The 19,263-nt window shown below is 62.6% G+C and carries 13 protein-coding genes; all 13 read left to right on the top strand.

What is annotated here, in order from left to right; translation table 11 throughout:
* Positions 1 to 23: 23 nt before the first annotated feature.
* The 13 genes from mshC to HMPREF2682_RS01735 all read left to right on the top strand — a co-directional run bounded on the left by mshC (position 24) and on the right by HMPREF2682_RS01735 (position 19,248).
* The gene (gene mshC / locus HMPREF2682_RS01800) at positions 24 to 1,340 is read left to right on the top strand and encodes a cysteine--1-D-myo-inosityl 2-amino-2-deoxy-alpha-D-glucopyranoside ligase (RefSeq protein ID WP_070830829.1); all 1,317 of its coding nucleotides are present in this window, start codon (positions 24 to 26) and stop codon (positions 1,338 to 1,340) included.
* Between the two features lie 351 nt (positions 1,341 to 1,691).
* The gene (locus HMPREF2682_RS01795; RefSeq protein ID WP_070830826.1) at positions 1,692 to 2,768 is read left to right on the top strand and encodes a tRNA (adenine-N1)-methyltransferase; all 1,077 of its coding nucleotides are present in this window, start codon (positions 1,692 to 1,694) and stop codon (positions 2,766 to 2,768) included.
* Between the two features lie 131 nt (positions 2,769 to 2,899).
* Entirely contained in the window at positions 2,900 to 4,726 is a 1,827-nt protein-coding gene (gene arc / locus HMPREF2682_RS01790; RefSeq protein ID WP_070830823.1) for a proteasome ATPase, read from the top strand.
* A 140-nt stretch (positions 4,727 to 4,866) separates the two neighbouring features.
* On the top strand, positions 4,867 to 6,678 hold the full coding sequence (gene dop / locus HMPREF2682_RS01785; protein WP_070830821.1) for a depupylase/deamidase Dop: 1,812 nt from the start codon (positions 4,867 to 4,869) through the stop codon (positions 6,676 to 6,678).
* A gap of 241 nt (positions 6,679 to 6,919) precedes the next feature.
* The gene (locus HMPREF2682_RS01780) at positions 6,920 to 7,114 is read left to right on the top strand and encodes a ubiquitin-like protein Pup (protein WP_070830818.1); all 195 of its coding nucleotides are present in this window, start codon (positions 6,920 to 6,922) and stop codon (positions 7,112 to 7,114) included.
* A 27-nt stretch (positions 7,115 to 7,141) separates the two neighbouring features.
* Entirely contained in the window at positions 7,142 to 8,614 is a 1,473-nt protein-coding gene (gene pafA, locus HMPREF2682_RS01775) for a Pup--protein ligase (RefSeq protein WP_070830816.1), read from the top strand.
* Positions 8,615 to 8,845: 231 nt separating this feature from the next.
* Complete coding sequence (locus HMPREF2682_RS01770) at positions 8,846 to 9,895, top strand: FKBP-type peptidyl-prolyl cis-trans isomerase (RefSeq protein ID WP_070830814.1); 1,050 nt, start codon at positions 8,846 to 8,848, stop codon at positions 9,893 to 9,895.
* A 114-nt stretch (positions 9,896 to 10,009) separates the two neighbouring features.
* Positions 10,010 to 10,405, top strand: coding sequence for an FKBP-type peptidyl-prolyl cis-trans isomerase (locus HMPREF2682_RS01765; protein ID WP_005508667.1), 396 nt, complete (start codon positions 10,010 to 10,012; stop codon positions 10,403 to 10,405).
* A gap of 155 nt (positions 10,406 to 10,560) precedes the next feature.
* Entirely contained in the window at positions 10,561 to 12,831 is a 2,271-nt protein-coding gene (locus tag HMPREF2682_RS01760; protein ID WP_070830811.1) for a WYL domain-containing transcriptional regulator, read from the top strand.
* 438 nt (positions 12,832 to 13,269) lie between these two features.
* Positions 13,270 to 13,515 (top strand): Sec-independent protein translocase subunit TatA, encoded by a 246-nt coding sequence (gene tatA / locus HMPREF2682_RS01750; RefSeq protein WP_005506024.1) that lies wholly within the window; start codon positions 13,270 to 13,272, stop codon positions 13,513 to 13,515.
* Between the two features lie 132 nt (positions 13,516 to 13,647).
* Complete coding sequence (gene tatC / locus HMPREF2682_RS01745; RefSeq protein ID WP_005506026.1) at positions 13,648 to 14,529, top strand: twin-arginine translocase subunit TatC; 882 nt, start codon at positions 13,648 to 13,650, stop codon at positions 14,527 to 14,529.
* A gap of 281 nt (positions 14,530 to 14,810) precedes the next feature.
* On the top strand, positions 14,811 to 17,861 hold the full coding sequence (locus HMPREF2682_RS01740) for a DEAD/DEAH box helicase (RefSeq protein ID WP_070830809.1): 3,051 nt from the start codon (positions 14,811 to 14,813) through the stop codon (positions 17,859 to 17,861).
* Positions 17,862 to 18,069: 208 nt separating this feature from the next.
* Positions 18,070 to 19,248, top strand: coding sequence for an amidohydrolase (locus HMPREF2682_RS01735; protein WP_070830807.1), 1,179 nt, complete (start codon positions 18,070 to 18,072; stop codon positions 19,246 to 19,248).
* The last annotated feature ends 15 nt before the right edge of the window (positions 19,249 to 19,263 follow it).

Here is a 19,263-nt window from a genome sequence, read left to right as displayed (position 1 = left end):
GCGTTTTTACGGAAAGGAAACCCATGCGAGCTTGGGATGCCCCGGCCTCTGTGACTTTGCCTGGTAAGGCTGCGCTGCCGCGTATTTTTGATACTGCGGCTGGTGAGATTGTTCAGGTTCAGGAGGATAAGGCGGCGAGCCTGTACGTTTGCGGTATCACCCCGTACGACGCGACGCATATGGGTCACGCCTCCACCTATGTTGCTTTTGACCTGCTGCACCGCGCCTGGCTGGATGCGGGCGTGCCGGTCACCTATGTGCAGAACGTGACCGATGTGGACGACCCGCTGCTGGAGCGTGCGACCGCCACGAACGTTGATTGGCGTGAGCTGGCTGAGGATCAGACGGAGCTGTTCCGCACCGACATGAAGGCGCTGAACGTGATTCCGCCGGCGCACTATGTGGGTGTGTTGGAGTCCATTGAGTGGCTGTTCCCGCTGATTGAGGATTTGCTGCGCCGCGGCCTGGCGTACCGCGTGCCCGGTTTCACCGACGAGCAGGGCGTTGAGCAGCCTGACGGTGACGTGTACCTGGACTTGAAGGCTGTGCGTGAGCTGCCCGCGAACGCTGAGGGCTACTCGTGGGCGCCGGGCGAGGTATCGCACCTGAGCCGTGATGAGATGCTGGAGATTTTCGCTGAGCGCGGCGGCGACCCGAACCGTGCCGGTAAGCGTGACGCACTGGACCCGCTGCTGTGGCGTGTTGAGCGTGAGGGTGAGCCGAGCTGGGATGCCGGCGAGCTGGGCGCGGGCCGCCCCGGCTGGCACATCGAGTGCACCATGATTGCCCGCCGTTTTGTGGATGGTTCGCTGACCGTTCAGGCTGGCGGTAACGACCTGACCTTCCCGCACCACGACCTGGGTGCTGGCCATTCGTGGGCTGTGTCTGCGCGCCCGCACGCTAAGCATTACGCGCACACCGGCATGGTCGGTTTGGACGGCCACAAGATGAGCAAGTCCCGCGGCAACCTGGTGCTGGTTTCGCGTCTGCGCGCGGCCGGCGAGGATGCGAACGCGGTGCGCCTGGCGATTATGGGTCAGCATTACCGTTCGGATTGGTTCTGGACTGATGAGCTGCTGGAGCACGCGAAGGCTCGCCTGGATACTTACCGTCACGCGGTGTCGATGGCTGAGGGCCGTGAGGGTTCTGAAGGTGTCACCGATGAGGCGGCGGTTGAGCTACTGGCCGCTGTGCGTGAGGCACTCGGTGAGGACCTGAACGCGCCGGCTGCTTTGGCGGCTGTGGATGCGTGGGCTGTGAAGGCTCTGACGGACACCACCGTCGGTGGTGGCGCGCTGGTGCGTGACATCCTGGCGGCACGCCTGGGCGTGGTCCTCTAAGATGGCTGCGCCTGTCATGGAGGAACTGTACGCTTTTCGCCCGTATGACCGTGAGACGGTCGATGCGCTCGCCGCAGAGATGTTAGCTGAGGTGCGCGCGTACGAGGCGCAGAAGGAAGCGTAGGGCTTCTGAAAGCAACAAGGGGTGGGTGACTCTGGAATAGTCCAGGGTCACCCACCCCTTTTGTGTATAACCGGTTGTAGAACCCAATAACTGGTTATCACGCCCGCGAGGTAATACTCCACAGCCGATTTGCAGACTCCGCTAAAATAGAAAAAGACTTTTTCCGTCCATAGTTCGCCGCGACGGCGAACAGCACAGACTGACCCAAACCCGAGGAGAATCACCCCGTGAGCAGCGGCACCCCCACCCCCACCGGCGCAATCAACCGCCGCGGCCCCTTCCGCCCCGGCGAGCGCGTCCAAATCACTGACGAACGCGGCCGCATCACCACCATCACCCTCGCCGAAGGCGGCGAGTACCACTCCCACAAGGGCTTCCTCAAGCATGACGACCTCATCGGCGCACCCGAAGGCACCGTCATCGCCAACACTCACGGCATCCTCTACCAGGCGCTGCGCCCCCTCTACAAGGACTTCGTGCTCTCCATGCCGCGCGGCGCAGCCGTCGTCTACCCCAAGGACGCCGCCCAGATCATCGTCAAGGCAGACATCTTCCCCGGCGCACGCGTCGTCGAGGCCGGCGTCGGCTCCGGTGCACTGTCTATCGCGCTGCTGCGTGCAGTCGGCGACTACGGTTGCGTGCACTCCTTCGAACGTCGTGAAGAGTTCGCAGATGTCGCCCGCGGCAACATTGAAACCATGTTCGGTGGACCCCACCCGGCGTGGAAGCTGAGCATCGGCGACCTGCAGGACACCCTTCCGCAGGTTGAAGAGCCCGGCAGCGTCGACCGCGTCGTACTCGACATGCTCGCACCCTGGGAATGCCTGGACGCTGTAGCGGAGGCGCTCGCACCCGGCGGCGTGCTCATCTGCTACGTTGCGACCGTGACCCAGATGTCCCGCCTGGTTGAGGGCATGCGCCTGGACGGCCGCTTCACCGAACCCGAATGTGACGAAACCATTGTGCGTGGCTGGCACGTGGAGGGCCTGGCGGTCCGCCCCGACCACCGCATGGTTGCACACACCGCGTTCCTGGTCGTGGCTCGTCGCCTCGCTGACGGTGCGGTACGCCTGGCGCCGAAGCGCCGCGCGTCCAAGACTGACTTCTCTGAAGAGGATATGAACGCGTGGATTCCCATGAACGTGGGTGAGCGTGAGGTGACCGATAAGAAGATTCGCCGCGCAGCCCGCGATGCGAAGAACCTTGCCGCTCACGCCGCACGTGCGAACGAGATTGCGCTTGAACAGAACGGCACTGTGCAGAACGACAGTGCAGCAGCTGAGGCGACTGAATCCGCCGAATAATTTGAACCACTGACCTGCGGGGGCACGGGCGTTGCCTGGAGCCCCCGCAGTGCACTCACCAGGCTACTCACTGTGCCCAACCACCCGCACCGAGTAGCCGCCGATTAGGACGAACAGCTAAAGGAGCTACCGTGTCCACCCACGAATCTGCAGATCAGGCAGGAACCCCCCAGTACGGCACCGCCCACAGTGCAGCCAGCGCGGCACCGCACTACTCGGCTGCTTTCGGGTCGACCTCCCTGCCCGGCAGTCAGCCCGTCAGCGCGCAGGAGTATGACGCCGTGCTGCGTCGACTCTCCGCGGCGGAGGCAACCCGCGACAATATGAGCCGACAGATTCGTGGTGCGGGGGAGAAGAACCGCAAGCTCGTTGAAGCAATCACCAGCATGCGCTACCAGGTGGAGCGTCTGCGCGCGTCCCTGTCGCAGAATGTTATGCCGCCGCTGAATTCGGCGATTGTGCTGGCGGTGCATGAGGGCCAGACCATGACCTACGAGCAGGTTGCCGACGATAAGACTCCCGCCGAGATTGATGCGTACCTGGATGTTCAGGTGAGCGGCCGCATGATGCGTATTCCCGTGTCCCCGCTCATTGACCTGTCTACCCTCACCCCCGGCATGACCGTACTGCTCAACGACAAGACCGAGGCGGTCGTTGCCCTGGACACCGAACCCTTCGGTGACGTGGTGACCGTGCGCGAGGTGCTGGATGAGCAGCGCGTGCTGGTTGATACGTCCTCGGGTGCTCAGCAGGTGGCGCGCGTGGCTGGTTCCCTCGACATTGAGCAGCTGCGCACCGGTGACGCGGTCACCCTTGACACGCGCACCCGCATGCTGACCTCGCAGGTTCCCGCCTCCCGCTCGCAGGAGCTGGTTCTGGAAGAGATCCCGGACGTCACCTACGAGCAGATTGGTGGCCTGGGCGCGCAGATCGAGCAGATTCGCGACGCGGTGGAGCTGCCGTACCTGCACCCCGAGATTTTTGAGCGCTACCACCTGGCACCGCCCAAGGGCATTCTGCTGTACGGTCCTCCCGGTAACGGTAAGACCATGATTGCTAAGGCTGTGGCGAACTCCCTGGCGGCTCGTGCGGCTGCGCTGAACCCGGGTTCGAATACCCGCGGCTACTTCCTGAACATTAAGGGCCCGGAGCTGCTCGATAAGTTCGTCGGTGAGACGGAGCGCCAGATTCGCGATATTTTTGTGGCCGCCCGTGAGAAGGCGGAGGCGGGCCACCCGGTCGTCGTGTTCTTTGACGAGATGGAGTCGCTGTTCCGTATGCGCGGTTCGGGTCGTTCCTCCGATATTGAGACGACCATCGTGCCGCAGCTGCTTGCCGAAATTGACGGCGTGGAGTCCCTGCAGAACGTCATCGTGATTGGTGCAACCAACCGTGAAGACCTGATTGACGCCGCCGTGATGCGCCCTGGCCGCCTGGACCTGAAGATTCGCATCAACCGCCCGGACGCCGCCGGTGCCGCCGAAATTTTCGGCCTGTACCTGACCGAGGACCTGCCGCTGGACGCTGCGGAGGTGGCAGCCGCCGGATCCGTCCGCGCCGCCCTGACCTCGATGATTGCGGCGGCGGCAGGTCAGCTGTACGCGCGCACCCCCTCCACCGCGTACGCTGTGGCGACCGTGGATTCTTCCATGGTCGTTGGTTCTGGTGCGAGCGCGAACCTGTCCACGCACACGCTGTACCGCGGCGACTTCGCCTCGGGTGCGGTGATTCGCAATATTGTGGACCGCGCGAAGAAGGCGGCGATTAAGGAGCAGCTGCAGGCGCTGACCGCCGGTGCGGACGCAACGGGTGTGGGTATTGGTACCCGCCACCTGCTGGAGGCGGTACGCGCCGAGTTTGAGGATCAGGTGGATTTGCCGCCGCTGCCCGATATTGAGGATGCACTCACCGTTGCCGGTGTGCGTGGCCGCCTGGTGTCGGTGGAGCCGCCGCGCTAAACCGTGCGCCCGCACGAGCCGGGCGGCGCGCGCCCACTAAGCTGTGCGCTCAGCCCACACCGCGCGTTTACCCCGCTATACAACCAGCATTACCGCAGGTCCAGAGCCTTTAGATGGTATAGATTTTTTCAGGAGAACCCATGAACTCCACCCCCAGCTACGGCGTGCACCGCATTATGGGTGCCGAAACCGAGTACGGCGTCATCGCGCCTTCCGCGCCGGGCACCAACCCGACCGTGCTGTCGGCACTGGTGGTCAACACCTACGCCAAGCTTGCGTTCCGCCGCGGCGCCGCCTTCCGCGAGCAGCTGCAACGCCGAGCCCTGGCGGAGGAGCTGACCGCCGAGGAGGCACGCCAGGCAGAGAACTACTCGACCACCACCCCCGAGGGTCAGTGGTTGGGTGAATCCGAGTCGCCGCTGCGTGACGCGTTCGGCCAGGTTCAGGACGCATCCACCGCCCACTCGAGCCAGATGACGCACACCCGCACCGAGCTGACCAGCGAAGATATCGCCCTGGAGATTATGCGTGAGGCTGGCGTGCAGGCACCGGGTGAGCCCGCCGAGCCGCGTAGCGCCCTGGATGCGCTCGCCGGCGTGCACGGCCGCGGTGGTTTCCCGGAGCGTCTGGACTGGGACCGCGTGACCATGAACGCGATTCTGCCTAACGGTGCGCGCCTGTATGTGGATCACGCGCATCCGGAGTATTCCTCGCCGGAGGTTCTGACCCCCGCCGATGCGGTGCTCTATGATGCTGCCGGTGACGCGCTGGCGTATGAGTCGCTGGTGGAGCTGGGTAACCACGGGCAGGATTTGCCGCAGGTGAAGCTGTACAAGAACAACACCGACTCGAAGGGTCAGTCGTACGGCGCCCACGAAAACTACTTGATTAGCCGTGATGTTCCGTTTGAGCAGGTTGCGGATGCGCTCCTGCCGTTCTTCGCCACGCGCGCGATTTTCACGGGTGCGGGACGTGTGGGTATTGGTACGCACGGTGAGGTTCCGGGCTTCCAGATTAGTTCGCGTGCTGATTTCTTTGAGCGCACGATTGGTCTGGAGACCACGATTCGCCGCCCGATTGTGAATACGCGCGATGAGCCGCATGCGGATGAGTCGAAGTACCGCCGTCTGCACGTGATTCCGGCGGATGCGAACCTCTCGCACTACTCGAACCTGTTGAAGTTTGGTACGGCGGCGCTGGTGATGAACCTGATTGAGTCGCACAGCGAGCAGGCTCCGGTGCTGCCGGGCGTGCGCCTGTCCGACCCGGTGGCGGCGATGCACGCGGTCAGCCACGATTTGTCGCTGTCGGTTCAGCTGCCGCTGGCGCCGTCTTCGGCGACCCTGCCGAACCCGGTGTCCACGAGCGGTTCGGCGAGCGCCCTGCAGATTCAGCGCGCCTACTATGAGGCTTCCCGTGCGCACGAGGAGTCGAACCCGGCGGGTGTGGATGCTGCGACCACGCAGATTCTTGACCTGTGGGGTGAGGTTCTGGACGCCCTGGAAACTAACCCGCTCTCGCTGGCGGATCGCCTGGATTGGGTGGTGAAGTATGCGCTGGTGCGCGGTTATGTCGCTCAGGGCGTAGATTATGCGAATCCGAAGTTGAAGGCTTTGGATTTGCAGTACGCTGATATTGACCCGTCGAAGAGCCTGTATCACCGTCTGGTGGCGCGCGGCCGTATGCGTACGCTGTTCTCTGCGGAGCAGGTGGAGCGTGCGACGACTGAGCCGCCGCGTGAGACACGCGCGTTTTTGCGTGGCACTCTAATGGCGCGTTGGCCGGAGGAGATTCTGGGTATTAACTGGGATACGGTCTCGTGCCGTGGCAGGTATTCGAAGGATCTGACTCGTTTTACGATGATGGAGCCGACCCGGTACGGTGCCGCTGAGGTGGAGCCGTTGCTGGATGAGGTGAACCATTCGGATGCGCTGCTGAACCGCCTGCGCTAGTAGCGCCTCACAGCCGCAAACCCACATAAACTCATATTCTTCCTTGGGGCGGATACCCCCATTCGGAAGAGTGAAAACCACATAACCCACAGGTAGGGTGCAGTATCCAGTATCCGGTATTCGGGTCGCGACAATCGGCACACCGCCTCCAGCAACGCATCTAAGCACCCCGCCTGACCCCATCACTTGACGTTCAGACCGCCCCTAACCGGTCTGAGCAAAACCCTTGAAGGAGAGAACCATGAGCCGCGAACGCATCAGCGCACAGCAGACCGAAACCACCGCAGCCGAGCAGGAGCAGGAACTGAGCCTCGCCGCCTCCCACGTGGTTTCTGACGTGAGCGAGGTCGACGACCTGCTCGACGAAATCGACGGCCTGCTGGCTGAGAATGCTGAAGACTTCGTCACCGGCTTCGTCCAGAAGGGCGGCGAGTAACCGACGCACCTGCGCCGGGTCAGCATCATGGAACACCGTATTTTCGGCATTGAAAGCGAATTCGGGCTCAGCTACGTCCCGCACGGGCTCGGTCGGCTGAGCATCGAAGAATCCGCCGCCGCCCTTTTCAAGCCCGTCCTGGATCAGTGGCGTTCAACGAACGTCTTCCTGCCCAACGGCGGCAGGCTCTACCTTGACGTGGGTTCGCACCCCGAGTACGCCTCCGCCGAGTGCGGCAGCATTGATGAGCTGCTCGCGCAAGAACGCGCCGGTGAGCTGCTGTTCGCTGACCTGGCGCGTACCGCCCGCAAGCGTCTGCTCGCCGGTTCTGAGGGTCGCCCCCTCGACGGTGAACTGTACCTGTTCAAGAACAATGTGGATTCGGCGGGCAACTCGTACGGTAGCCACGAGAACTACCTGATCAGCCGCAAACTGCAGTTCAACGACCTGATTGCCCAGCTCGTGCCGTTCCTGGTGACCCGCCAGATTCTGGTGGGCGCCGGTAAGACCCACCCGAAGGGCGGCCCGGTGCCCGGTTCGACCGACCCGGCGTCTAGCACGGGTGTGCCCTCGTACTCGTTCTCGCAGCGTGCCGACCATATTTGGGAGGCGGCATCCACCTCGACCTCGCGCGCTCGCCCGCTCATTAACACCCGCGACGAGCCGCACGCGGACGCTTCGAAGTTCCGCCGCATGCACGTCATTAATGGCGATTCGAGCATGGCGGAGCCGACGACCCTGCTGAAGATTGCCAGTACCGACCTGGTGCTGCGCATGCTGGAGGACCGCTTCCCGGTGACGAGCCTGGATATTGTGTCCGTTCCGGCGGCTCTGCGCGCTATCAGCCACGACCTGACCGGCACCGCGACCTTCGAAACCACGGATGGTAAGCACTACACGGCGTTGAGCGTTCAGCGTCACTACCTGGATGCGGCACGCCAGTACGTGCAGCAGTACGGCGCGCACCACCATCACGTGGAATACGCCCTGGACCTGTGGCAACGCACCCTGGACGCTATCGAGTCCGGCGACTACAGCAGCATCGATACTGAGATTGACTGGGCGATTAAGAAGAAGCTCCTGGACGCGTACATTGCCCGCGCCCGCGCGGCTGGTCAGCCCGCCGATTATGCGAGCGCCCGCATCCGTCAGCTGGATTTGGCGTACCACGACATCGACCCGGAGCGTAGCGTCTTCCACGCGCTGGTTCGTCGCGGTGCGGTCAAGCGCATCCTGCCTGAGGGCGCTGCGGAGGCGGCGAAGACTCAGCCGCCGAACACTCGCGCTCTGCAGCGTTCGCGTTTCATTAATGCGGCGGTTGCGGCAGGGGAGCAGTTCACCGTGGATTGGGTGCACTTGAAGCTCAACGCCTACCCGCAGCACACGCTGGTGTGTAAGGACCCGTTTGCTACCGGTAGCGAGGAGCTTGAGGAGGTGCTGACCCTGTTGGCGTCTAAGGCGCGTCAGCATCAGGAGGCGGCATTCCCGCCGCCCTGCTAAACAGCACCGCTAGACGGCACCCCTAAACAGCACCGCTAGAAACGCTCTGATGAGGGGAAACCCGCCAGCGGTCGGGGTTCTCGGGCCTTCGGGAACACCCCGGCCGCTACACAGCCTGAACACAGCTACGTGCCGTAGCATAAAACAGCTAAACCTATACCTGTAAACTGTTCTGTGGCACACGGGCACCCACACGCCCCACTCTCACAGAAAACCCCAGAGGATAACACTATGACCAAACGCTCTAAGCTCACTATTTTTGGCGCCAGCGCGGCAGCTCTTGCGCTCGCACTGTCTGCATGTGGCGCACAGTCCAACAACGGCGACCTGTCCAAGGTGCAGTACACCTTGAAGCACGCGACCGCTGAGCCGGAGGCGTCTTTCGCGACTCCCTTTGCCGCTTCTAGCCCCTCCGCGTACGTGATTGAGGAAGGTAACGGCGAGTCCATCAACGATGGTGACTACGTGCTCGTTGAGGCTGCCGTGTTCAACGGCACCGACGGCAAGCTTAACGGTTCCACTTACTCCAGCGAGCCGATTCTGCTGCCGATTAACGATCAGCTGAAGCAGGCTGCACCGCAGGTGTACGAAACCTTGAAGAAGATTAAGGTTGGCGGTTCTTTCTCGTACACCACCAACGTTCTGCAGCAGCGTAGCACCGCGGGCGTGACCACTACGACCGCTTCGCCCGGCGCCGCAACCAACGTTGAGGTGTACACCGTGAAGACGAAGCTGCCCAAGTACGCAACCGGTAAGGCTGTTGAGGCTGACCCGTCGCTGCCGTCCTTCACCCTGGATGAGTCCACCGGCAAGGCTGAAATTAAGCTGCCCGATAACAAGCCGGAGGTCACCGAGCTGACCGCTAAGACCCTCATCGAGGGCGAGGGCGCCGAGGTCAAGGAAACCGACACCGTGTACGTGCGCTACATTGGCGTGCAGTACTCCGACGGTAAGGTCGTTGACGGCAACTACAACGCCGCCACCCCGATGGGTATCTCCCTGCAGGGCGTTATCAAGGGCTGGACTCAGGGTCTGAAGGGCAAGAAGGTCGGCTCCCGCGTTGAGCTGGTCATCCCGGCGGACCTGGCGTACGGTAACGACACCGGCGGCTCCAAGCCTTCGGGTCCCCTCGTGTTCGTGGTTGATATTCTGGGCGCGGAGGAGAACCCGCAGACTCTGCAGCGTGCTCAGGCTGCTTCTAGCGCGGCTGCTGCGGAGGCGAGCGCCTCGGCATCCGCTTCTGCGACCCCGGCGGCTACTGCTTCGGCTACTGCACAGTAGTCCGGCACCCACGTTTTTATATAGTGTTTTATACAGCGCTCGCCGCTTATCCTGTATGGGCGGCGGGCGCACCCACTATTTCGATTCATTTCGAACCAATCAAAGGAGACACCCATGTCTTTCGGTCAGCGTAATCTCGACCGCGAAAAGCCCGAAATCGATTTCCCCGAGGGCGACGCCCCCACCGAGCTGGTCATCACCGACCTGATCGAAGGCGCAGGCGCTGAGGTTGTTCCCGGCTCCCGCGTGCTCACCCACTACGTTGGTGTTGCATTCTCCACCGGTGAAGAGTTCGACGCTTCTTGGAACCGCGGCGAGCCGCTGCCGTTCCAGGTGGGCGTTGGCCAGGTTATCCGCGGCTGGGATGAGGGCCTGCTCGGCATGAAGGTCGGCGGCCGTCGTCGCCTGGAGATTCCCGCCGACATGGCGTACGGTGACCGCGGTGCTGGCTCGGTCATTAAGCCCGGCGAGTCCCTGATTTTCGTGGTGGACCTGCTGGACGTCCGCTAAGGATTAGCCAGGTTTCCGCGCATCTCGCGCTTCTCACGTAAGACGCGCAGAGACGCGTAGCCCGGTGCCTTTCCTCGTGATGGGGAGGGGCGCCGGGCTTTTGCGTGCCTGGGCTATAAGCGAGTGCCGCGGAACACACACGGTATGATGGAATCATGTCCACCGCAGCTCAGCTTTTCATGACCCTGAACCGCCTCGCCACCGTCGCCGAGGCACCCGACGCCGCAACCCGAACCCAGGGCATCAGCCGCAACGAGCTACTGACCCTGCTCGGTATTAGCACTCGCGCTAACGGCTCCCTCAGCGAGGCCCAGGAACGCGCCTTTGAACGAGCCAAGCAGACCCTGCGTGATGCCGGCGCGCGCATCACCCACGTGACCACGGACCTGGGGGAGCGCTACCGCCTCGAAACCAGCAACGCCGCGCAGCTGCCCGCCTGGAACCCCACCGCCGAGGAGTTCCGCCTCATCAACACCATCCTGCGCGGCTGGGAAGGCACCGAACTGCAGGATGACGCCTACCGCATCCTGCGTAAGATTGCGCTGACCAGCGAGAACCTCACCGATGAGGCGCTCGCCGCCGCGAAGATCCTGGAGCCGAAGACCGGCAAGCGTCAGCGCGCGAAGAACCTGTACACCTACCGCGAGCCCCTTCAGCGCATTTACTTTAGCGATAACCCGCACCTGAATGAGCTGTTTACCGCCTATGCGGAGCGTAAGACGGTCACGTTCACCTATCAGACGGCTGCCGGTGCGACCCGCACGCAGGAGAAGGTCAGTGTTGCCGGTATTGGGTACCGTTACGGCACCTGGTATTTTGTCGGCTACTACACTGAGAGCTCGGAGCGTAAGGAGTACACGTTCCGTGCCAGCCGTATTCAGAAGCTCACGATGCTCTCACGTATCGATTCGACCCCCATCAACGCGACGTTCAACGCCAAGAACTGGCTTGAAGACATTAAGGGCTACGAAGAGAGCCTGATTGTTGCCGAGGTCAACGCCGATTCGACGTTGTCGGAGCCCTTCACCGTGCCCTCGTACGGCACGATTGATAGCGCTGTGGCGGCGACCAGCTACAGCTGCGTGATCGAGCCGCCCGAGGAATCGGAGGCTGCATCTACCCGCCAGCGTGACAGCTACGCCGCCCAGCAGCAACTGCTGCGTACCCTCACCGACCTGCACAGTGGCGCAGTTGAAGACCCCGGCACCTGGGCGGATATCAACCAGCGCAACCGTAACAACTCCCTCGACGACCTTGTGGACCTGCTCCTGGGTCTGCACCGTGCCGACCGCTGGGCGAGCGCCCACGATGAGGCGCCCATGCCGTTGAACCAGCTCAACGCCCTCTACAGCGTGGATACCAAGAAAAACCGCGACCTCGGCAAGACCATCATCCCCGAGATTTTCGCGCGGGTAGACACCGTTCCCTTCGAGTCTGACCCCAAGGACCCGGACGCACTCAAGCCCACCTACATTAACCTGCTGCCGGACTTTGGCGGCGCCACCCCGCACACGCTGCTGAACTACGCGCGCCTCACGGACACCGAGCTCGCCATCCTCGTCTTTACCCTTTCTGCCGCAGATATTCTGCACCCGGCGGATGCACGTCTGGGCAGTATCCGTGCGGCGCTCGCCACCGCGTACCCGAACGCGCCTATCTATACGCAGCATCTGTGCTTCGCCCCGGAGGAGCCTTTGCTGCAGGAGGCGACTGCCGCCCTGAGTAGCGGCAACGCCGTGACCATTGGGTACGGTACCTCTGAGCGTGCCGCTGATCGCCTGGTGGACCCGTATGCGCTGGTGTTGCACCGCGACCACATGTATCTGCATGCGTGGTGCCGTACCGCTGAGGAACGCTACTATGCTGCGCGCGGTGAAGAAGCGCCCGAGTATGTACCTGAAGCCTTTGCTCACGCAGCCACCGGCGAGGCGGGAAACAACGAGACTGCCGACAGCGCGGCGACGGATAGTGAGGCGGGGGAGAAGACCCCCACTTTCTGGCGTAACTTCCGCCTCACCCGCATCAACCACATTCAGGAGGCGGGCGCGGGTCGTACCCACCCGGTCACCGGTGACACCGTGCCGAACTGGCACGCTCAGCAGCACAGCACTCAGACCAACCCGTTCGCTGAGTTGCGGATTCACCCGACCGAGCACATTCCCAGCGGTGAGCCGCTCGATACTCTCACTGCAACGTACATGCGTCGAAGCACCCACCACGTGAAGAAGGCTTCACGCACCCAGTACGTGCGCATCCACTACTACAACAACGCCCACGGCGCTGGCGATAAGAACATTCTCGATACCGTCATCGCGCACCGAGGTGCCCTTGAACTGGTCGGTCCCGCGCACCTGCGCGCGGCGCTGCTTGACCAGTTGCAAACCCTCAACGCGAGTAGCCGCAGGGGTGCGCCCGCAGAAAAATAGAACTTCACCCACAAGCAAAAACGCCCTAAAAACCCGTCCAAGGGGCCAAAACATTAACCTAAAACTTGTATAATGGTGCTCATGTCTTGGTGGTTCTGGATTTTGCTATGGGGCGCGCTCATCATCTGCTCGCTCCTCTATTTGGCATGGTTCACCTACAAAGCACTCACTCGCGGTTTCACACTCCTTGACGAAACCGTAACCTGGGTCGAGTCAATCGAGGGACAATTCGACGCCGCGCAAGCGAACGCAAGCCGAAAACTCCCGCGAGACACCACCCTCGGGGTATTCACACCCATCACCGAGGCATACAATAACTACGAACAAGGTAAGCAGACACGCAGGTCTGAGCGGATCAAGCGACGGGTCTCCCGACGAGATCGACTCGGCCAACCTCAAAACATCGGAGACCTGCTCTAACTAGAAAGGCACACCACCATGGGCCAGATTTTCAGCCACCCCGCGACCATCATCGTCGTTATCCTCCTCATCGTCCTCCTCTTCGGCGCACCCAAGCTGCCCGGTATGGCACGTAGCCTCGGCCAGTCCATGCGCATCTTCAAGACCGAAGTTGAGGGTCTGAAGAACGACTCCAAGAAGGACCCCCGCGAGAAGGACGGCGAAGAGGTCGTCACCGCTGAGGTCGTAGACAACGGCAAGGACGGCAAGACCGAAACCAAGTAACGGTCCCGCCCCAACGCACCAAACCCGTGCCAGCCCACCGGCCGGCACGGGTTTTGCGGCACCACCCCATAAACACCCCACCAGACCCCCTCAGCCGAATCACACACGGCACCGACACCCAGAGGACACCACGTGGCAACACCTGACCAGGACGTGCGCAACCGCAAAATCAATCCTGAAGCACGCATGGAACTCAAGGAACACCTGCGCGAATTCCGCGACCGCCTCATCAAGGCGGCTATCGCAACCGTCATCGCAGCCATCATCGGTACGGTCTTCCTCTACCAGCCTTTCATCGAAATGATCTCCGCGCCCCTGCAGCAGATCAACGCAGAAACCGGCCGCAACGCAAACCTGAACTACGGTAGCGTCGCTTCTCCCTTCGACCAGCTGCTGAAGGTCGGTATGTACATCGGCTTGGTGATTGCGTCCCCCGTCTGGCTGTACCAGGCGCTGCGATTCCTGCTGCCGGCACTGCACACCAAGGAGAAGAAGTATCTCTTCGGCTTCCTCACCGCATCTATTTTCGCGTTTGCCTGCGGTGTCGCCATTTCTTACTTCACCCTCCCCGGCGTGGTTTACGCGCTGCTGAAGTTCACCCCCGTCAACGAAAGTAACTACATTGACGCGGGCGTGTACATCTCCTTCATTCTGAAGTTCGTCGTCACCTTCTCTTGTGCCTTCATCATCCCGGTGATTCTGGTTGGCATTAACATGCTGGGCCTGATTCGCGGCACGACCATCCTGAAGGCTTGGCGTTGGGTGGTTGTTCTGGTCGCAGTGATTGCGGCGCTGACCGCACCCGGTAGCGACATCATGATGATGTTCGTGCTCATGGCGCCGCTGCTGATTTTCTTCTTCGCAGCAATCGGCATCTGCATGATCAACGACAAGCGCCGCGACCGTAAGCTCGCCAAGCTGGCGCAGGGTTCGGACGAAGCAAGCCTGAACACCGCAACCAGCGCCGAGGATTTGGCGAAGATGGGTTACTTCGAGGAAGAGAAGACTTCCTAATTCAATAGCTCGCTTTGAGCAACATCGCCGGAAGGGGCGGGGTACAGAAAGGTTCTGTGCCCCGCCCCTTTCGCATGCCCAGACATACCCAAATTCGAGTGCCCAGATTCGCATGCCGGGAAAAGCTTCTAACGTCGGCTCACACGGCACCTCCATAGCGAGCTCCAGAGGGAGCGTTATACCGCGCCGGATGCGCTCGCTATTCGCCCATACCGGATTAGTGCCCATCCGGGATGCTTTCGGAAGGTGGGCGGTGGGCGAGCGGTTACACTGGACATACTATGAGCAAGCACCACGCACAGCACACATCCGACGCACACACTTCTAACTCTTCTAACGAGCAGACCGGCACCGACTACGCTGCCGCCTACGCCGCATCCCGAGAGCGCGCCGCATACGCGAAGACCGCCCTCGGGGCTTTTGAGGCGTCCCTTGATTTTCCGCTGGATGATTTTCAGCGTCAGGCGTGTGCCGCCGTGGAGGCGGACCGCTCCGTCCTCGTTGCCGCGCCTACCGGTGCCGGTAAGACCATCGTGGGTGAGTTCGGTATCTACCTGGCGTTGCGCCACGGCATGAAGGCGTTCTACACGACCCCCATTAAGGCGCTGAGCAACCAGAAGTACCACGACTTTGTGCGCGCGTACGGTGAGGATTACGTGGGTCTGCTCACCGGCGATACGAGCATTAACACGGAAGCACCCGTGGTCGTGATGACCACCGAGGTGCTGCGCAACATGCTCTACGCCAACTCGACCACGCTGACCGGCCTGGGCTATGTGGTTATGGATGAGGTGCATTACCTGGCGGACCGTTTCCGTGGCGCGGTGTGGGAAGAGGCGATTATTCACCTTCCCGAGCACGTGAACGTCATTTCCCTGTCGGCTACGGTGTCGAACGTTGAGGAGTTCGGCGCGTGGCTGGATACGGTGCGCGGCGGCACGGACATTATCGTTTCTGAGCACCGCCCGGTGCCCCTGTGGCAGCACATGATGGTCGGTCACCGCGTGGTGGACCTGTTCGTACCCGAGGACAACTCCGCAAACGGCAAGAAGCAGGAGCCGGAGGAGAAGCTCTCCCGCAAGCAGGCGAAGAAGGCACAGAAGGCCAAGCAGCGCGGCGCAACCGTAGAGGCGGGCGCCAACCCTCTGCTTGCCGGTCTGCGCCTGAACCCGCAGCTGAAGGCGCTACGCCCCGGCTTCCGTTCCGCACCGGGCCGTGGACGCTACGGCGGCAAGCGTGAACGTTTCCGTCACCGCCGTGAAGGCTGGCTCAATGAGACGTTCAGCAGCGGCGAGCGCGGCCGCTCGGACCGTCGTGACCGTTTCAGCAATGATCGTTTCAGTAACGACCGGGACTTTGATGCGCGCGGTGAGCAGAAGCCTCTGCGTCCGCAGCGCATTACCCGCCCGGAGATGGTGCGCGCCCTCGACAAGCAGGGCCTTCTTCCCGCTATCTGCTTTATCTTCTCCCGTGCCGGTTGCGACGGCGCGGTCAGCCACTGCGTATCCGCCGATATTACGCTGACCACCCCCGAACAGCAGCAGACCATCCGCGCCTACATTGCGGAAGCGACCGCTCACCTGGACACCCGCGACCTGAACACCCTCGGCTACTACGAATGGCGTGACGGCCTGATTCGCGGTATCGCCGCGCACCACGCCGGCCTACTACCCCTATTCAAGGAGGTTGTGGAAACCCTCTTCGCGCAGGGCCTGATTAAGCTGGTCTTCGCCACCGAAACCCTCGCACTGGGCATCAACATGCCCGCACGCACCGTGATTCTGGAGAAGCTCACCAAGTACAACGGCGAATCCCACGTGGACATCACCCCCGGCGAGTACACCCAGCTGACCGGACGCGCCGGCCGCCGCGGCATCGACATCGAAGGCCACGCGGTCGTCATGTGGCGCCCCGGCCTGTCCCCGGAGCACGTGGCGACCCTCGCCTCCACCCGCACCTACCCGCTGAACTCCTCGTTCCGCCCCACCTACAACATGGCGGCGAACCTCATCGCCTCCTACGGTGCTGAGCGCACCCGCAAAATCCTGGAGTCCTCCTTCGCACAGTTCCAGGCAGATAAGTCGGTCGTGGGCGTCGCCTCCCGCGTACGCAAGAACGAAAGCGCCCTCGAAGGCTACCGCGAAGCCATGGCATGCCACCTGGGCGACTTCACCGAATACGTACAGCTCAGCCGCCAAATCGCCGAGCTGGAGAAGAAGGCGTCGAAGAGCAACGAACGTCACGCCCGCGCGCAGGCACACCACAGCATCCAGCAGCTACTACCCGGCGACATCATCTACATTCCGCACGGCCGCTCCCGCGGCTACGCAGTCGTAGTCACCCGCTCCGATTCGCACGCCGACCCGCGCATCGGCATCGTCACCGAGGACGCGCACCAGCGCACCGCCTCAACCCGCGACTTCGAGGGCGCCGTCGAACCGGTCTCACGCATCAAAATCCCCAAGCGCCTGAGCCTCAAAACCCCCAAGGAACGCCGCGACACCGCAAGCCGCATGCGTCAGGCGCTCTACGACGGCCGCGCCCCGCGTGCGCTCGCACAGCAGAACATTCCGGCTCGTCAGAACAGCATTGACGCGCAGCTGGAGGCTCTACAGGCACAGCTACGCAACCACCCGTGCCACGGTTGCTCCGACCGCGCGAACCACATGCGCTGGGCCGAACGCTGGCAGAAGCTCAACTCTGAGACGGAAGGTTTGCGCCGTCAGATTGCGCGCCGCACCAACACGATTGCACAGGTCTTCAACCGCATTTCGCGCCTTCTGGAGAGCTACGGCTACGTGGAACGCACCGAGGACGGCGAACTGTCGCTGACCACCGGCGGCCAGGCTCTGCGCCGCATCTACGGCGAGCGCGATCTGCTGACCGCCCTGTGCCTGGATGCGCACTTCCTCGACGGCCTGGAGCCCGCCGCCATCGCTGCAACCGTTGCCGCGCTAACCTACCAGGGCAAGCGCGACGCGGTGGAGTACCTGGCGCACTACCCGCACCCGTCCCTGCGCGCACCCATTGCGACGATTACGCAGCGCCTCGCCGACCTGAACGCCGCCGAGGAGCAGCACAAGGTCAACCTGACCCCGGCGTGCGACTTCGGCCTGGTCGAACCCATGTACGCCTGGGCAAACGGCGCCCACCTCGCCAAGGCAATCGAGGACACCGGCCTTGCCGCCGGCGACTTCGTACGCTGGGCAAAGCAGGTACTGGACGCCCTGGACCAGATCGCGCACATCCGCTCACTGGACCCGGCGATTCGTGCCCGCTGTGAAGAGGCGATTGAGGCGGTACGCCGCGGCGTGGTCGCGCTGGACGTCTAAACCACGCCTACCGCTACATCGCGCCCGACCGGTTCGGGCCACCACCCCCGCACCTAAGTTGTTCCACGTCATCTAAGGACGAACGAACTACCGCAGGCAGCGGGGATGCTTCTATACTCGAAAGAGACGCTCAGCTGAGCTACGCGAGCACAATTGAAGTGCCCGCCCCGTGTGCGCCTCGGCGCGCCTCAAAGGTGAAAGGATTCTAATGTCTACCCGAATTTTTGTGGATGGTAGCGTATACAGCCCCGTCGACCCGTACGCAACCGCAATGCTGGTCGAGGACGGCTTCGTCCGCTGGGTTGGTTCCGACTCCGGGGCGCGTTCCATCGCTGACGATTCCGCCACCATCACCGAACTTGACGGAGCTCTGCTGACCCCCGCCTTTGCGCGCGCCCTCGCACCGGTCGCAGGCAAGGAAGCACCCGAAATCCTCGACTACCTGCAGGCATACCGCGCAGCCGGCTACCACACGCACACCCTGCTCGCCGGCATGGAAGACGTACCCGACCTCGTCTCCGCACTCAGCTACTACAGCGCCGAACACGGCACCCCCGACATCCGCCTCATCCTCAACGCCACCGGCATTGAAACCGACGAACTCATCAGCGCCATCAAGGCACTACGCCCCCTCACCGAAGGCGACCGCGCCGTCAAGGGCCTGCAGCTGGTCGGCATCTCCGTCGCACCCACCGAAGCCCCCGCAGCAGCACAGGTAGCCGAAGACGCCGCACTCCTGCTCTCCATCGACGCATCCACCGAATTCACCACCGCAGCCGACGCAGCGCTCGCCGTACGCGAAACCCGCCCCTGGCTCTCCATCCGCCTCGACGCAGCAATCAGCACCCCGCAAGACCCCATCACCGACGAATACCTCACCCAGCTGGCAGAAGCACGCATCAACCTCGGCCTCAGCGTCTGCGAACCCGAAGAAGACGAAACCGCCAACGACACCGTCCAAGCACTCCTCGCACACGCCGGGGGAGAGGTACGTGAGTCGGTAGCTTCCGTAGCCCGCCGCGCAAACGCAGCAGGCACCTCCATCGCGCTGGGTTCTGATGCTCAGCTGTACGCACCCGGCGCCTGGTCCCTCATCCGCGAACTCGTCAACGACGAACACGGCATCTCCGCACGTAGCGCCTTCGCCGCCCTCACCCGCGGCGTATACCGCCTCACCCACGAAGACAACCCCTTCACCGGCCAGCTCACCCCCGATACCCCCGCATACGTCGCACAATGGCGCGTCGAAGCCCTCATGGTCCAGGCACCCGACTCCCGCGTCGCGTCGTGGAGCACCGACCCCCGCGCTCGCATTCCGTTGCTTCCGGTGCTGGATGAGGATTCGCCTCTGCCCATCCTGGAATCTATTTACACTGAAAGTAACTAATTTTTTAGCTTATCA

The organism is Rothia sp. HMSC061D12 (assembly GCF_001836735.1).
Classification (GTDB): domain Bacteria; phylum Actinomycetota; class Actinomycetes; order Actinomycetales; family Micrococcaceae; genus Rothia.
Note: the sequence above shows the minus strand (reverse complement) of the source record. Positions and strands in the feature narration are given on the sequence as shown.

What these genes read in the sequence shown, in the direction of transcription:
- mshC (WP_070830829.1), top strand. Translation starts at nt 24, where the DNA reads ATGCGAGCTTGGGATGCCCCGGCCTCTGTGACTTTGCCTGGTAAGGCT.
- dop (WP_070830821.1), top strand. Translation starts at nt 4,867, where the DNA reads ATGAACTCCACCCCCAGCTACGGCGTGCACCGCATTATGGGTGCCGAA.
- HMPREF2682_RS01780 (WP_070830818.1), top strand. Translation starts at nt 6,920, where the DNA reads ATGAGCCGCGAACGCATCAGCGCACAGCAGACCGAAACCACCGCAGCC.
- pafA (WP_070830816.1), top strand. Translation starts at nt 7,142, where the DNA reads ATGGAACACCGTATTTTCGGCATTGAAAGCGAATTCGGGCTCAGCTAC.
- HMPREF2682_RS01770 (WP_070830814.1), top strand. Translation starts at nt 8,846, where the DNA reads ATGACCAAACGCTCTAAGCTCACTATTTTTGGCGCCAGCGCGGCAGCT.
- HMPREF2682_RS01765 (WP_005508667.1), top strand. Translation starts at nt 10,010, where the DNA reads ATGTCTTTCGGTCAGCGTAATCTCGACCGCGAAAAGCCCGAAATCGAT.
- HMPREF2682_RS01760 (WP_070830811.1), top strand. Translation starts at nt 10,561, where the DNA reads ATGTCCACCGCAGCTCAGCTTTTCATGACCCTGAACCGCCTCGCCACC.
- tatA (WP_005506024.1), top strand. Translation starts at nt 13,270, where the DNA reads ATGGGCCAGATTTTCAGCCACCCCGCGACCATCATCGTCGTTATCCTC.
- HMPREF2682_RS01740 (WP_070830809.1), top strand. Translation starts at nt 14,811, where the DNA reads ATGAGCAAGCACCACGCACAGCACACATCCGACGCACACACTTCTAAC.
- HMPREF2682_RS01735 (WP_070830807.1), top strand. Translation starts at nt 18,070, where the DNA reads ATGTCTACCCGAATTTTTGTGGATGGTAGCGTATACAGCCCCGTCGAC.